Genomic DNA, 14,494 nt, shown 5'->3' on the forward strand with positions numbered 1-14,494 from the left:
AAGGGGCTTTCAGATCCCGGTGGATGGTACGTTGGCCCGCGCCGCCGCTCACGACATGATCAGGCCGCCATCGACATTGATGGTCTGGCCGGTGATGTAGGCTGCATCGTCGCTGGCCAGAAAGCTGACCAGGCCGGAGACATCTTCGCCGCTGCCGGCGCGGCCCATCGGGATGTTCTTCACCCATTCGGCCATCAGCTCGCCGGGCTTGTAGTCGCCCATCAACTTGCCCCATGCGGCGTCGTTATAGGCCCACATATCGGTGTCGATGATGCCGGGGCAGATCGCGTTGACGGTGATCTTCTCCTTGGCCACTTCCTTGGCCAGGCTCTGGGTGACGCCGACGACGCCGAATTTCGAGGCCGCATAATGCGGCGTGTAGATAAAGCCCTGCCGCGCCTGGCCGGATGCGGTGTTGATCAGCCGGCCGCCATCGCCATGCTTGCGGATGCGCGCGATCGCCTCCTGGCAGCACAGGAACACTCCCTTGGTGTTGACCGCCATCACCTTGTCCCATTCGGCCTCGGTCATCGCCTCTATCCTGGCGATTGTGATGACACCGGCATTCTGCACGGAGATATCGACGCGGCCGAACTCCTGCTCGGCCAGATCGTAGAGGGCGACGACTTCGTCCTTCTTCGTCACATCCATGCGCATCGGTGCGACCCTGGCGCCCGCAGCCTTGAGATCGGCGGCGACCTCTTCGACGCGCGCGTCGATGGCGCTGACGACGACCGCGGCACCTTCCGCCGCGAAGCGCCTGGCCATTGCCGCACCAATGCCGCCGCTGGCGCCGGTGATGACCGCCGTTTTTCCGAGGAATCGCTTCTGCATCTTTTCTCCTACCAGCAGACGAAGCCGCCATCGACGATCAGGTCGATGCCGGTGACGAAACTCGAGGCGCGGCTGGCCAGGAACACGGTCGGGCCGACCATCTCTTCCGTCGCCGCCATGCGGCCCATCGGCGTGTCGCGCTCAAAGATCCTGACCTGGTCGGCGACCTCCGGCCGCTTGTTCATCGGCGTCAGCGTGTAGCCGGGGCTGACGACATTGACGCGCAGGCCGCGATCGGCCCATTCCATGGCGAGGCTCTTCGACATGTGGATCACCGCGGCCTTCGACGAATTGTAGTGCGCCTGGGTCAGGCCGCGATTGACGATCGAGCCCGACATCGACGCGATGTTGATGATCGAGCCCTTGCGCCGCGTCAGCATGGCGCGGGCCTCGGCCTGGCAGGACAGGAACACGCCGCTGACATTGACGTCATAGAGCTTCTGCCATTTCTCCAGCGACAGCGTCTCTGCCGGCTCAGCTCCGGCGACGCCGGCATTGTTGACGGCGATGGTCAACGCGCCGAGTTCCATCTCCGTACGCTCGATCGCGGCCGCGAGATCGGCCTCTGAAGTCACCGTGCCGTTCAGCACCAGCGCCTTGCGGCCGAGTGCGGTGATCCGGTGCGCGGTCTCCTCCAGCCCGCCTTTCGAGGCGTGGCCGAAGCAGGCGATGTCGGCGCCGGCCTCGGCCAGCCCAATGGCGATTGCCTGCCCGATGCCGCTGCCGGCGCCCGTCACAAGTGCCACGTCACCATGAAGGTCGAATAATTTCATCGTCGGTCCCTCTCCTCCAACCGCCGTCCTCCGGAAATAAAGGGGCGCCAACTCTGTTGCTGGCGCCCCGCGCGGTCTGGTGCCCGGGAGGATACCACCTGCTGCGCTTTGTTTCGATGGGCTGTTCCTAGCTCGTGGCGAGTTCCATCACGGCGATATTGCTTGCTTCGCTGCGGTCGAGAATGCCGCGTTGCCGGCCGCGGCTCAGCACCAGCACGCGATGCGACAGGCCGAGAACTTCCTCGAGGTCGGAGCTCACCACCACCACCGCCATGCCGGAGCGGGCAAGGTCGGCGATGACATCATAGATCGCGGCGCGTGCACCGACGTCGATGCCGCGCGTCGGCTCGTCCAGGATGAATACCTTGGGCGGGCGCGACACCCATTTTGCGATGATCACTTTCTGCTGGTTGCCGCCGGAGAGCTTGCTGACCGCCTGGTTCGGCCGGCCCTTGACCCCGAGCCGGCGAATGCCGGCCTCGGCGAATTTCTGCACCGCCTTCGGCAACACCCAGCCATTCGGCGCGACATGGTCGAAATTGCCGATCGCCAGGTTCTCGCCGATCGTCTGGTCGAGCACCACGCCCTGCGCCTTGCGGTCTTCCGGTACCAGGACGACGCCGGCCTTGATCGCCGCCGCCGGGCCATTGAGATGCACCGGCTTGCCGGCGACGCGCACCGATCCCGATGAGATCGGATCGGCACCGGCGATCGCCCGCACCAGCTCCGTGCGTCCGGCGCCGATCAGCCCGGCAATGCCGAGGATTTCGCCGGCCCGCACTGAAAAGCTGACATTTTGAAAGCTGCGTTCCGGCGAGGACAGGTTCTCGACCTCGAGCAGCGTGTCGTTGCCCGGCGCCGATACCGTAGGGAACATCCGCTCGACACTGCGGCCGACCATTTGCTCGACGACAGTGCGCACCGGAATGTCGGCGCGCTCGTGCCGGGCGACGATGCGCCCGTCGCGCATCACCACCACGCGATCGGCGATCTGGGCGATCTCGTCCAGCCGGTGGCTGATATAGATGAAGGACATGCCTTCCGCCTTGAGCTTGCGGATCTGCTGGAACAGGAGCTCCGTTTCCTCGCCGCCAAGGGCTGCCGTTGGTTCGTCGAAGATCAGCAGCTCGGCATTGAGCGTCAGCGCCTTGGCGATCTCGACCTGCTGCTGGGCGGCGATACGCAGCGTGCGCACCTTGCGCTCGGGCGAGACATCGAGGCCGAGGCGCTTCAACTGGGCCGATGCCCGTGCATTCATTGCCGCGCGGTCGATGCGGCCGCCACGCATCGGCAGGCGCCCGACATAGACGTTTTCGGCGACCGACAGATCGGGCAAGAGCTTCAGCTCCTGGTGGATCATGCCGATGCCGGCGTCGATCGCCGCGGCAGGATTGGCGGGGGAATAAGCGTTCCCCCGCCAGGTGATGGTGCCGGCATCGGGTTTCGTCGACCCGGCGATGATGTTCGAGACAGTCGACTTGCCGGCGCCGTTTTCGCCAAGCAGCGCCACGACCTCGCCCGGCCGCACCTCGAAGCTCGCATCGGCCAGGACCTGCACCGGCCCGTAGCTTTTGCAGAGGCCGCTGACGACGAGCCCGTTATGGGGGCTGTGCGTGTGGCGAGGATCGGTGGACATCGTTGCGCTCGTCGATTGCCGGACTGGTCTCAATCAGGGATGCTTGGCGATGAACTGCTCGACATTGTCCTTGGTGGTCAGCGTCGCATCCTGCAGCTGTTCGGCGGGAATGGTCTCGCCGGCCACCAGCTTGATTGCTGCATCGACGGCGAGCCGGCCCATGCCCTGGGTTTGCTGCGTCGCGGTCACGTCGAAGACGCCGTCCTTCAGTGCCTTGAGCGCCGCCACGTCGCCGTCGAAGCCGGCAACCCAGACCTTGTGGCCGGGATTGGCGACCTTGACGGCCTGCGCCGCACCGAGCGCCAGCGCGTCGGCCTGGCCGATGACGATCGACACGTCGGGGTGCGACTGCAACAGATCCTGCGTCAGCTTGAAGCCTTCGTCCTGGTGCCAGCCTTCGCTCCACAATTCTCCGACAACCTTGATGTCGGGATAGCCTTTCAGCGCTTCGCCGCAGCCCTTCGAGCGGTCGACTTCGGGCGTCGTGCCCTTCTGGCCGTGGATGATGATCAGCTCGCCCTTGCCGCCGGCCTGCTTGGCGATGTAGTCGCAAACCGCCTTGGCCGATGCCACGCTGTTGGTGGCGATGAAGGTGTCGCCGGGCGCGCCGTCGGCGTTGCGGTCGACATTGACGACTGGGATGCCGGCAGCCTTGGCGGTCTTGGTCGGCACGGTGGCGGCGGTGGCGCCGGCTGGAATATAGATCAGCGCATCGATGTTCTGCGTGATCAGGTCCTGCACCTGGCTGACCTGGGTCGCCGAATCGCCCTTGGCGTCGACGGTAACGACCTCGATGCCCTTTTCCTTGCCGTAGGCTTCGACGGACTGCTTGATCTGGTTGAAGAAGTCGGCCTGCAGATTGGCGACGGCGAGGCCGAGCTTTTTGGCCTCCTTGGCCGAGGCCATGTCGGACAGGCCAAGCAGCGGGATGACGGCCGCGGCGGCAAGCAGCAATGAACGTTTGGTCAGCATGTTTATTCCTCCGTTGATGTTCAATCTGTCCTGCCCGCGCATCGCGGCGCCCCTTGGCCGAACAACTCCCAGTTTCGGATCACCGATCCGTTTTCGCCCGAATATCGGGGCGAATCTCATTGAGCCCAATTCTTCATTGTGCCCCATTCTTCATTGTGCTCGGCGCCGCCACGTGTCGGTGGCCACCGCCAGCGCGATCACCACGCCGATAACCACTTGCTGGATGAAGGGCGAGACACCGAGCAGGTTCAGCCCGTTGCGCAGCACGCCGATGATGAGGACGCCGATGGCTGTGCCGCCGATCGAACCGACGCCGCCCGACAGGCTGGCGCCGCCGATCACCACCGCCGCGATGGTGTCGAGTTCGTAGCCAAGGCCGGAGCTCGGCTGGACGGAATCGAGCCGGGCGGCAAGCACGATGCCGGCGAGACCGGCCAGCACGGCGCAGATCGCATAGACCCAGTTCGTCAGCGACTTGACCGGTATGCCGGACAGCCGGGCGACTTCGGCGCTGCCGCCGATTGCGTACAGGCTACGGCCGGTAGCGCGATAATTCAGGAAGATCGCGAAAATGACGGCAAGCACGATCATCAGCCCGACGGTGACCGAGAGGAAGCCGAAATGGCGGATGATCGACAGGCTGGTGAACCAGTCGGGAAAGCCGACGATCTGCGAGCCGTCGGTGATCATGTTGGCGAGGCCGCGCGCCACCGACATCATCGCCAACGTGGCGATGAAGGGCGGCAGCTTGGTGACCGTCACCAGCAGGCCCGAAACCAGCCCGCAAAGGCCGGCGACGACGAGGGCTGCGGCGATGCCGGCCGGCAGGCCGAGATTGAGATAGTCCGGATGGGCGACGAAGCCCATCACCATGGAAGCCAGCGCCAGTACCGAGCCGACGGACAGGTCGATGCCGCCGATCAGGATGACCAGCGTCATGCCGATCGCCATGATGCCGAGCACGGTGACCTGGTCGAGAACGTTGAGGATGTTGCGGACAGTCAGGAAGGTGTCGGTGGTTAGCGAGAGCGCCAGGCACAGCAGAACCAGCCCGATCAGCGGGCCCATGGTTCCGGCAAAGACAGCCGAAAACCTTGCGCCCGCCGTAGCCTGCGCGCCAGAGCCTGCCTTCAACTCGCCTGCCTTCAAATTGCTTGCGTCGTTGCTCACAGCCACTTTGTCTCCTCCACAGCAATCCGGCGCTGCATCACCGGGCCACTTTGTTCACCAGGCCCCTCCCTGTGAACAATTTATCTTTAACATGCAATTTTGTTCAGCTAAACTGTTCGTCGGAAAATTGTCAAGACCTGCCCGCTTCATTCGAGCACGGTTTGCGCTGTTCGCCGGTTTGCCTTACGCAATGTCTCGGAAATCTTGGGCATTTCGAAGTCGCCGGATTGGAATATCATGAGCAGAGCCGGCGACTGCGGCAAGGCAAACAGATGACGATCATAGAGAACGAAAGAGCCTCGCGCTTCCCCGACGCCGAACTCAAGGCCCGCGCCGCCTGGCACTATTATGTCGAGGGTCTTACACAGGAGCGGATTTCCGAAATTCTCGGCGTCGGCCGCATCAAGGTGCATCGCATTCTCTCCGCCGCCCGCGAAGAGGGTGTCGTCCAGTTTCGCATCCGCGACAGCGTCGTCGAATGCGTGATTTTGGAGGAAAGCCTCAAGCAGCGGTTCGGGCTCAGCCAGGCTGTTGTGGTGCCGTCGGCGGCCGACCGAAGCAACGCGCCGCTGATGATCGGCCACGCCGCCGCCGCCTACCTGGCCGACCATGTGAATGCCGGCGATGTCATCGCACTGGGCTGGGGGCGGACACTGAAATTCGCCATCAATGAATTGCCGCGGCGGCCCATCGCCAGGACGACGGTGGTTTCGATGCTTGGCGGCCTCACCCATGCCCAGCCGCTCAACCCGACAGAAAGCGCCTGGGATTTCGCCGAAAAGATCGGTGCGGAGTGCTTCCTGCTGCCGGTGCCGGTCTATGCCGACAGGCCGGAGCAGCGCGACGCTTTCATGAGCCAGCGCAGCGTTCAGGACGTCGTCTTCCGTGCACGCCGGGCAAACATCGCCGTGCTCAGCGTCGGCTCGTTTTCCAACGACAGCCCGATCGCCAATTACGGCTTCATCAAGCCAAGCGAACTCGAGGAATTGCAGGCGGCCGGTGCCGTCGGCGATATTCTGTGTCATTTCATCGACGCCGAGGGCCGCCCGGTCGACCACGAGGTCAACCGCCGCGTCTGCGCCTATCCGCTGCAGGATCTGTCGGATATCCCGAGCATCATCCTGGTGTCGGGAGGCAGCGAGAAGGTAGCGGTAATGCGGGCTGCGCTCGCCAACACCAAGGTATCGGTTCTGATCACCGACGAAGACGCGGCCAAGGGCCTGCTCAACCGCTAGATTTCGCCGAGAGCGCTGAGGCGGGTGTGGATGTCGCGCGTCGCCTGATAAAGGTCGCGGTAGATTTCCTTGCGGCTGCGATAGGCGGCGACAAGCCCGTCGACCGGATCGACATGCCTGGTGGGAGCGACAGCCATTACCTCTGCTGCGGCTTCCGGCGAGGCAAACCAGCCGACAGCCGCTGCCGCCAGCATGGCAGCGCCGAGTGCGGCGGCTTCGTTGACCGGCGAAACCGAGAGCGGCCGCTCGAGCACGCTTGCCATGATCTGCATTAGCAGCGCGCAATTGGTGCCGCCGCCGGCGGCAATCATCGCCGCCGGTCCGCCGGCCTGGGCTTCCATGGCCTCGGTGGCGACGGCCTGCTCGAAGGCGATGCCTTCCAGGACAGCGCGGAAGAGATGCTCCGGCCGGTGATCGAGCGATAGGCCGACAATGGCGCCGCGCGCCGCACCGTCCCAATATGGGCTCATGACGCCGGCCCAATAGGGCATGATGAGCAGGCCCTCGCTGCCCGCGGCAACATCCAGCGCCACTTTCTCCAGCGCTGCCGCCGAGGGCGAACCGGTGGTTCGCACGATCCAGTCGACCAGCTGCATGCCCGAGCGCAGCACGGTCTCCAGCATGAAACCGGAGCCGGTCGGCGAGACCAGCGTACGAAAGGCGTCCGAGGTTTTCACCTTGCCGGAATAGCAGCCGCTGACCACGCCGGAGCCGAGCGAGAGATAGCTCTTGCCCTCGCCGTAGACGCCCATGCCGAGGCCCATCGCCTGGCCGTCCCCAGCGCCGGCAACGACCGGCGTGCCGGCCCTCAGGCCGGTCAGCTGCGCTATGCTTGCGGAAAGACTGCCGCAGACCACGCCTGGCGCGACCAGCTCGGGCAATTGCTCCATCTGCAGTCCGGCGGCCGCAACGAGGCGGGGATGCCAGGTACCTTTCTCGACGTCGAGCAGCCCGAGCGGATCCGCACTTGCGGTGCTGGTGACCAATCGCCCGGTCAGCCGCTGGACGAAGAAACCGTGCACGTCGACCAGTGCCGCTGCCCGGCGAAGCACTTGCGGCTGGTGCTCGGCAAGCCAGGCAATGGCGTAGAGCGCCGGCGTCGGGTCCGGCGGCTTGCCGCTCCAGTCGCGGATCGCCTCGCGGCCGAGTTCGGCCGAAAGCCTGATAACCTGCGGTCGGGCGCGTTCGTCGAGCCACAGGATCGCCGGCATGAGTGCTTTGCCGGCGCTGTCGACCAGCGTGAAGGTCTCTCGCTGATGGGCGATGCAGATCGCCGCCACCCGCGCAGCGCCGACCGCCTCGGTGACCTGCCTCAATGCGCCAAGCAGCGCCGTCCACCACTGTTCGGCGTCCTGCTCGAAATGGCCGGGCTTCGGATTTGAAAGCGGGTACGGCTCGCGCGCCTGGAACAGCTCCTCGCCGTCGTGCGCGAAGGCAATTGCCTTCACGGCCGTGGTCGAGGCGTCGATCCCGATTACGACATCGTCCATCAGGCGGAGATCCGGCGGGGTCAGGCTGCGTTTGTAACGAACCGTCCGTCCGACTGGTCGAGACGGCGGCGGATCTGGGTTATCACCATCGAATCGTCGGGTACACAATTTTCATAGGTCAGGAAGTCGCCGGTCTTGAGCGGCTTAACCACCTTGGCGCGTTCGGCAAGGCCGAGCGGCAGGGCGCCGCGGGCGCGCGCATCCCCCCAGGTCATGGCGAAGCCGCGATAGTCGTTCTCGCCGATCATGCCGAGCGACTGGCCAACGCCAAGATCGCTCTTGGCGACCGCCACCGCCTCGGCCACAGGATGGTCGAGCGGCTCCATGTCGGCCCGCTTGTAGACCACGGCGCGCGCCGCCGACAGCGGCACTTCCAGGCTGGTCAGATGATAGGGCCGGAAGATCGTGAAATAGGGGCCTTTGCCGACCTTGAGGTCGATCATGCGCTCCAGCACACGCGGATGCCGGGTCTCGATGATGCAGAACACGCCGGGCGCCACGCCCTTGCCGATCGAGTAATCGACAACGCCCTTGCGGTGCAGCACGCCGCCATCCTCGCGCGGGCAGAGCACGCTGGCCAACTCCTCCAGCGTCGCGGTCGGGCCGTGCATGCCCGGCACATCGGGCACTAGGCCGGTCGCATTGGCGATCGCCACCATCTCGATCGCCGTCTTCGAGCCGTCGACGAATTCGACCAGCATGCGCGCATTCATGTTGCGCTCGGCCGCCTCCTTCTCGTAGTCCGCCGGCATGGCGTCGATCTTCAGCGGATTGTTCTTGCCCTTGCCGGCGGCGATGATGTTGAAGCCGAGGCTTTTGGCAAAGCCGATGATCTCCAGCGTGCAGGCGGGCTCGTCGCCGGCGGCACCGGTATAGACGACGCCAGCCTTGCGTGCCTCCTCCTTGAGGAAGCGGCCGATGGTGATGTCGGCCTCGACATTGAGCATGACGATGTGCTTGCCGTTCTTCATCACTTCCAGCGCGAACAGCGTGCCGATATTGGGATTGCCCGTCGCGTCGATGATGACGTCGATCCGGCCGGCCGCCGCCAGCGCATGCAAATCTTCGGTCACCGCGATCTTGCCGGCCTCGATGGCGCGGTCGATCGCGGCCGCATTGCCGGCATGGACGATGTCGGAACGGTCATGGCCAGCGAGCAGCGCCGCGTCGATCGCTGCCTGCGGCCTGACTTCGGAAATGGCGCCGATCCGCATGCCCGGCATCAGCGCGACCTGGACGACGATGTCGGTGCCCATCTGTCCGGCGCCGGCAAGCCCGATGGTGATCGGCCCCTGCTGTTCAGCGCGCTGCAGAAGTTCCGCTGCAAATTGCGGATGGGACATGTCGCTTCCTCCAGTTCCTGACGCGCCGCAGCGTCCAAATCAACGTTTTGAACATTTCTATTTGCAAATGAAAAATATTTCAACCGGCAATTGGGCATTGTCGCTCTGCAATCGGCCGATCACGATTTGGATGGGCGGTCGGTCCACGCGACTGTCCGTGCAGAAGGCAAGCGCTTACTTATCGGCGGATTGCGTGAGGCCGGTCACGCCTAAGCAAAAGAGGGCGAAGGCTTATCGCTTTGAGGAAGAGGAAGGCGAAGCCTTAGCGGGCTTCACCTTTTCCTTTTTATCCTGACTCTTTTCAGCCTTGTCGCTATCGTGCGCCTTTGGGGGCGTCCGAAGCATTCGCTTCAGCGTTTCGTTGAATTCTGATTTTCGTCTTTGGGGTCAGGCATGCCGCATATTCCTGAGATTCACGACAGATTTGAATTTGATGCGGAACAAGGTGTCCCAGAAGAGTTCGCTGGGGCGGTTCCTGTTGAGCGCTTCAATCGATTTCTCACTTGGTTCGACGGTACGTTTTATTTCGGCCTTCTAGGCAAAGATGGGGTCACTCGCTATTTCCACGCTGACATTCACGCAATGGAGGACATTACCCATAATCTGAATGGGTTGCTCGAATTAACCAAGCCAATTTCAGCTCGTCCAATGACCCCAGTAGCGCCAGACACTACGTTCATTGAGACCCAGATGGCCTTCACTGTGACCTATCAAGGAGGCAAAGCAGCGGGTAATTCTGAACTGATACTGATTGCCAAGGGAGGCAAGCGATACCAGACAGTCCTCGGCCCTCAACTTACGGCGCAAATCATTTCGTCTATGTACAGAACGCTGTCAGCAATGCCTTCCCCTCCGCCGTTTGATTTCAACACTCTGACAGCGAAGATACCTGGCGGGCAGCACCAAGGCTCAAAGACAGTCACGTATTTTGGACAGGACTACCGTTCTGACATTCTCCAGGTCGTCGGGGTGTTGATTATCCGTGCCAGCGTCTTGGAGACCGCTTTGGTCAATCTGCTATCTGCGCTCGCCGATCTAACGATCGAACGCGCACAGGCCCTATTCTATTCCAGCCAAAACAATAAGGCGCGGCTCGATTTAATCGCATCTCTGATACCTGCGTCTGGCGCTAGCGACCAGATGCGCGACGAGGCGAAACGTATGCTGGAAAAGATTGCCAAGCTATCACAACGCCGGAATACACTTGTCCATGGCATATGGGAATTCAAAAAAGACAAATTCGTAGTAAAGGAAGCCAAGCCGCTCGCCTCGGGGAAACAAGACCCCATACATTCCTATAGATCTATTGAGGAGCTTGCTTCTAGCTATCACTCAACTTCAGTCATGACTGAAGTTCTTGCTGGGCAAGTTCGCGCTCAAAGAGTCACATTCGTCGAAAAATCTCCTGAGCCGTAAACTCGGCATCTCCGTTTAGCTGATAGCCTTGGCAGTCGTGCAGCGCACGCACTCCCGCCTCTATATTCCCCACGACCCTTCGATTTGTGAACAACGAACCGAAGTCGGTCCGTCCTCGGCACGGACGACAGCAGGCGAGAGCCCGTCAGCCCGTCGAACACCATTCGTGGGGCGCCTCCAGCCGCAGGTTTATCGGCGTCGCCGGATGCGGCGGATATTCATCTCAGCTGCCGATTTCGAAGAAGGGCGCACCAAGCAGGCCGGGAACGACATCGATGCCGAGGCCCGGCCCGTCCGGAATGCCCATGCGGCTGCCCGAAACCGGCGGCATGTTGGATGCGGTGCGCACTGTCACCCATTCGTGGAAGGCAATGGCGTGCAGCCGGCGCTCCTCCGGCGTCGACAGCGACAGATGCGCCATCGCCGATGTGTCGATCTCGGCGCCGCCAGTGTCTTCGACCGTGATCATGAAGCCGAGGTCGACGGCAAGGTCGCGGATCTGGCGCGTCTTGGTGACGCCGCCCAGCCGCGAGATCTTCAGCGTCAGCCCGTCAGCGGCGCCCTTGCGGTGGATATCGAGCATGTCGTCCAGCGAGGCGACGGATTCGTCGAGCACCATCGGCTTGTCGAGCGAGCGGCGCACCGACAGGCATTCGTCGATCGTCGTGCAGGGCTGCTCGAACGTATAGTCGATCTTGCGCGTCGCATCGGCGAACTGGCGCGCCTGGTAAGGCGTCCAACCGGCATTGGCGTCGCAGAAGATGACGGTGCCCTTCGGCACCGCGGCGGCAACGGCTGTGACGCGTTCGATGTCGTCATGGACGTTGCCGCCGACCTTGACCTGCAGCCGGTGAAATCCTTCCCCGATGATGTGCTTGGCGAGCGCGGCCATCGCGTCGACCGTGCCGTGGGTGACGACCTTGTAGAGTTCCGCCGTCTCGCTCTCGCGGCCGCCAAGCAACGTGACCAGCGGCACGTCGGCGGCGCGCGCCGCGAGATCCGAGCATGCCATATCGAGCGCCGACTTGATGTAGGGATGGCCCTTGAACACCGTGTCCATCAGCCTGTTGATACTGGCAAGCCCGCGTGGATCATGGCCGATGAGATGCGGCGCGATTTCGATGACGCCGGCGCGAGTACCTGCAGCGAAGGCGGGGGAGTAAAAATTGCCGAGCGGCGCCATCTCGCCCCAGCCGGTGAGGCCGCTGTCGGAGGTGATGGCGACGATCACCGCGTCGAACGCATCGGCGACACGCCCCTTGGACATGCGGTAAGGCCCGTCCACGAAGGGCTGCACGACATGGTAGGCCTTGATGGTTTTGATCTGCACGTTTTCTGTCCGTTGTCTGTGTTCCGGGATGTCCGTCAAATTTGTCGGGCTCAGCCGCCTTTAGGTCGGCCGGCACGATCGGCGCCGGCGCCCTTTGAGCCGCGCTGTTCCAGCCCGCGCGCATAGGCGAGCAGTTCCTCGAAATCCAAATCGATATGCTCCTTGGCATGGCGCTGGGCGGCGGGCATGTCGGTGCCCTTGAGCAGCCGCACATAGGTCTCGTGGACATCTTCGGCAGGCACCGGCTCGTTGCGCGCCCGCTGGTGCAACGCGAAATACATCTGCAGCCGGCTGGTCAGCCGCTGCCAGGTCTCCAGCAGCACCGAATTGTCGGCCCATTCGTGGATCAGACCATGCAGTTGCAGCGCCGTTTCGATCTGCCGCGTCGTGTCCACCTCGCGCGTCGCCTGCTTCACCGACGCATGGCGCCGGTCGAGTTCGTCGAAGAAGCGCTGGTCGCGAAGCGGCCAGGTCCGAGCGATGGCGAATTCGTCCAGCACCTTGTTGAGCGAATAGGCATCATCGATGTCCTTGGCGGTAACGTCGATGACGAAGGTTCCGGCGTAGGGGATGCTGGTCAGGATGCCTTCCTGCACCAATTCGCGCATCGCCTCGCGCAGCGGCGCGCGGCTCACCCGCATCTGCTCGGAAATCCTGAGTTCGTTGAGCTTCTGCCCCGGTTCCAACTGGCCGGTCAGGATCGCCCGCCGGAGCAGCCCCACGATCTCGGCCCTGCGTGTCGTATCCGCGATCGGACTGAAATCCAGCTTTGCCATTCGGCTGCTCCAGGGAACCGAAAGCAAGACAAGCAGATTGTCGACAATCTAACAAGAGCTGGATTCTCGATCCTGGAGACATTGGCGCCCTTCCGGCCTCAGCCAGCCTGACCATGCAAGCCGACCAGGTCCCGGCCGCTGAGCGTCAGCTGGCTTCTCGCAGCGGGAAACGGGCTGGTGCGTAGCCTTCGCAATGTCCATTGACGACTGGGAAGGTTTGTGTCACTAGCAGTGACATGAATTCACAAACGATGACTCAGAAATACGAGAGCCCGCTGCGGGTAGAGCAGGCGCAGGCCACGCGCGAGCGCATCCTCGCGTCCATTCGAACGATTCTGGAGCAAAATCCGTACAGCCTCCTTGGCTTCGATGAGGTTGCCGAGGTTTCGGGCGTAAACCGACGGACCATCTTCCGCCATTTCCCGACGAAGGAAGCGCTTTTGGAAGCCTTTTGGGCCAGCACCAATGCCTCTCTGGGAGTGCGGTTCTGGCCTGAGCGGGAGCAGGATCTGATCGATCTTCCTCCCGACCTTTTCGCCTCGTTGGACGCAATCGAAGGCGTAGTCAGAGCCTCGCATGCGAGCGCTACCGGGCGCGAGATGCGCCTGCAAGCCAATGGTGAGCGGCAACGTGCCTTTCAGAGCAGCCTTTCGCAAGTCGCAAACGGAATGGACCCGAAGGCGGCGCGCCAGCTTGAGGCCGTGATCCAGCTCCTGTTCAGCGCCACTGCCTGGCAGACGATGAAAGACTACTGGGGTCTTACCGGCCGTGAGGCCGGAGAGGCAGCCGCCTGGGCAATTCGCGCCTTGCTCAATGCGGCAAAATCGCAGCAAGGCGCTGTTCGAAAGGAAAAAGCAAGTGACTTGGCATAAGACCAAAGCGACGGTCCATCCGGCCGATTCGGTTCAAGGCTTCTGGGTGATGGGCGATCAGGTCGCTGTCCGGGCAAAGCTCGCTGGGACGGCACTCAACGTGATCGACGTCACGGTACCTCCTGGAAGCGGCACGCCGCCCCACACGCATCCTTCCGCGGAAATTTTCCGCATTCTCGAGGGCACCCTCACGATATGGACAATGATCGATGGGGTCGCGCAAGAATATGAGGTGGAACCCGGTGATGTCGTCACCATTCCGGGCAACGCGCCCCATGGCTATCGCAATGCTGGTCCCGTGCCGGTTATTTTCATGGCGATCGTCGACGACGAGATGATCGCATTCTTCGAAGAGGCTGCATCCAAGGACGCGCCCTCCGGCCCGCCGACCGCTGGCATGATTAACCGCGTGATCGAGCTTACCGGACGCCACGGGATCCGGATCCTGCAGGCGGCCTGACCAGCGAAACCGTTGCGCCAGGATTTGACCTGGAAGACGGTGCCTTATGCCGCCTAAATCCAGCAGTCCATCCCTCCAGGTCGAAGCGGGCGTTCGCGCGATAGCCGCGACAAGCCGTCGGCTGGATGGATGTCTCGTTTGCTGATCCACACACTGCCTTCACAGTTGGAGAGCGCCTCTATGCTGC

The 14,494-nt window shown here is 62.9% G+C and carries 14 protein-coding genes; 5 read left to right on the forward strand and 9 right to left on the reverse strand.

The window, feature by feature from the left end; genetic code table 11:
• Window positions 1-48 precede the first annotated feature (48 nt).
• The 5 genes from NKJ23_RS23600 to NKJ23_RS23620 all read right to left on the reverse strand — a co-directional run bounded on the left by NKJ23_RS23600 (window position 49) and on the right by NKJ23_RS23620 (window position 5,349).
• Window positions 49-834: an SDR family oxidoreductase gene (locus tag NKJ23_RS23600; RefSeq protein ID WP_352682735.1), complete on the reverse strand. Its 786-nt coding sequence runs from the start codon at window positions 832-834 to the stop codon at window positions 49-51.
• An 8-nt stretch (window positions 835-842) separates the two neighbouring features.
• Window positions 843-1,607, reverse strand: a complete 765-nt coding sequence (locus tag NKJ23_RS23605) for an SDR family oxidoreductase (protein ID WP_352682737.1) — start codon at window positions 1,605-1,607, stop codon at window positions 843-845.
• A 127-nt stretch (window positions 1,608-1,734) separates the two neighbouring features.
• On the reverse strand, window positions 1,735-3,243 hold the full coding sequence (locus tag NKJ23_RS23610; RefSeq protein ID WP_352682739.1) for a sugar ABC transporter ATP-binding protein: 1,509 nt from the start codon (window positions 3,241-3,243) through the stop codon (window positions 1,735-1,737).
• Between the two features lie 33 nt (window positions 3,244-3,276).
• Entirely contained in the window at window positions 3,277-4,215 is a 939-nt protein-coding gene (locus tag NKJ23_RS23615) for a sugar ABC transporter substrate-binding protein (RefSeq protein WP_023674026.1), read from the reverse strand.
• Window positions 4,216-4,365: 150 nt separating this feature from the next.
• Window positions 4,366-5,349: an ABC transporter permease gene (locus tag NKJ23_RS23620; RefSeq protein ID WP_502902565.1), complete on the reverse strand. Its 984-nt coding sequence runs from the start codon at window positions 5,347-5,349 to the stop codon at window positions 4,366-4,368.
• A gap of 308 nt (window positions 5,350-5,657) precedes the next feature.
• On the opposite strand from NKJ23_RS23620, the gene NKJ23_RS23625 reads away from it, so the two are divergent.
• Window positions 5,658-6,620 (forward strand): sugar-binding transcriptional regulator, encoded by a 963-nt coding sequence (locus NKJ23_RS23625; protein WP_352682744.1) that lies wholly within the window; start codon window positions 5,658-5,660, stop codon window positions 6,618-6,620.
• Here the strand turns inward: NKJ23_RS23625 and NKJ23_RS23630 are convergent.
• Window positions 6,617-8,110: a xylulokinase gene (locus NKJ23_RS23630; protein WP_352682746.1), complete on the reverse strand. Its 1,494-nt coding sequence runs from the start codon at window positions 8,108-8,110 to the stop codon at window positions 6,617-6,619. The genes NKJ23_RS23625 and NKJ23_RS23630 overlap by 4 nt on opposite strands.
• 20 nt (window positions 8,111-8,130) lie before the next feature.
• A complete protein-coding gene (locus tag NKJ23_RS23635) occupies window positions 8,131-9,453 on the reverse strand; it encodes an NAD(P)H-dependent oxidoreductase (RefSeq protein ID WP_352590126.1) in 1,323 nt (440 codons plus the stop codon).
• Between NKJ23_RS23635 and NKJ23_RS23640 the strand changes: the two genes are divergently transcribed.
• Together NKJ23_RS23640 and NKJ23_RS23645 are read left to right on the forward strand one after the other, a co-directional pair.
• Window positions 9,452-9,748: a hypothetical protein gene (locus tag NKJ23_RS23640; protein WP_352682749.1), complete on the forward strand. Its 297-nt coding sequence runs from the start codon at window positions 9,452-9,454 to the stop codon at window positions 9,746-9,748. The two genes, NKJ23_RS23635 and NKJ23_RS23640, sit on opposite strands and share 2 nt — an antisense overlap.
• 98 nt (window positions 9,749-9,846) lie before the next feature.
• A complete protein-coding gene (locus NKJ23_RS23645) occupies window positions 9,847-10,869 on the forward strand; it encodes a hypothetical protein (protein ID WP_352682752.1) in 1,023 nt (340 codons plus the stop codon).
• Window positions 10,870-11,092: 223 nt separating this feature from the next.
• Here the strand turns inward: NKJ23_RS23645 and NKJ23_RS23650 are convergent, their stop codons facing one another.
• Both NKJ23_RS23650 and NKJ23_RS23655 read right to left on the reverse strand, forming a co-directional pair.
• Window positions 11,093-12,199, reverse strand: a complete 1,107-nt coding sequence (locus NKJ23_RS23650) for a mandelate racemase/muconate lactonizing enzyme family protein (RefSeq protein WP_352682753.1) — start codon at window positions 12,197-12,199, stop codon at window positions 11,093-11,095.
• Between the two features lie 50 nt (window positions 12,200-12,249).
• Window positions 12,250-12,975, reverse strand: coding sequence for a GntR family transcriptional regulator (locus NKJ23_RS23655; RefSeq protein ID WP_352682755.1), 726 nt, complete (start codon window positions 12,973-12,975; stop codon window positions 12,250-12,252).
• A gap of 251 nt (window positions 12,976-13,226) precedes the next feature.
• On the opposite strand from NKJ23_RS23655, the gene NKJ23_RS23660 reads away from it, so the two are divergent.
• Together NKJ23_RS23660 and NKJ23_RS23665 are read left to right on the forward strand one after the other, a co-directional pair.
• Window positions 13,227-13,847, forward strand: a complete 621-nt coding sequence (locus NKJ23_RS23660; protein WP_352682757.1) for a TetR/AcrR family transcriptional regulator — start codon at window positions 13,227-13,229, stop codon at window positions 13,845-13,847.
• Window positions 13,789-14,307 carry a cupin domain-containing protein gene (locus tag NKJ23_RS23665; RefSeq protein ID WP_352682760.1) on the forward strand — a complete coding sequence of 173 codons (519 nt, stop codon included), beginning with the start codon at window positions 13,789-13,791 and terminating at the stop codon, window positions 14,305-14,307. The genes NKJ23_RS23660 and NKJ23_RS23665 overlap by 59 nt, the downstream gene beginning before the upstream one ends.
• Window positions 14,308-14,494 lie beyond the last annotated feature (187 nt).

The sequence above is a fragment of the Mesorhizobium sp. M0184 genome (assembly GCF_040322215.1).
Lineage (GTDB): Bacteria > Pseudomonadota > Alphaproteobacteria > Rhizobiales > Rhizobiaceae > Mesorhizobium.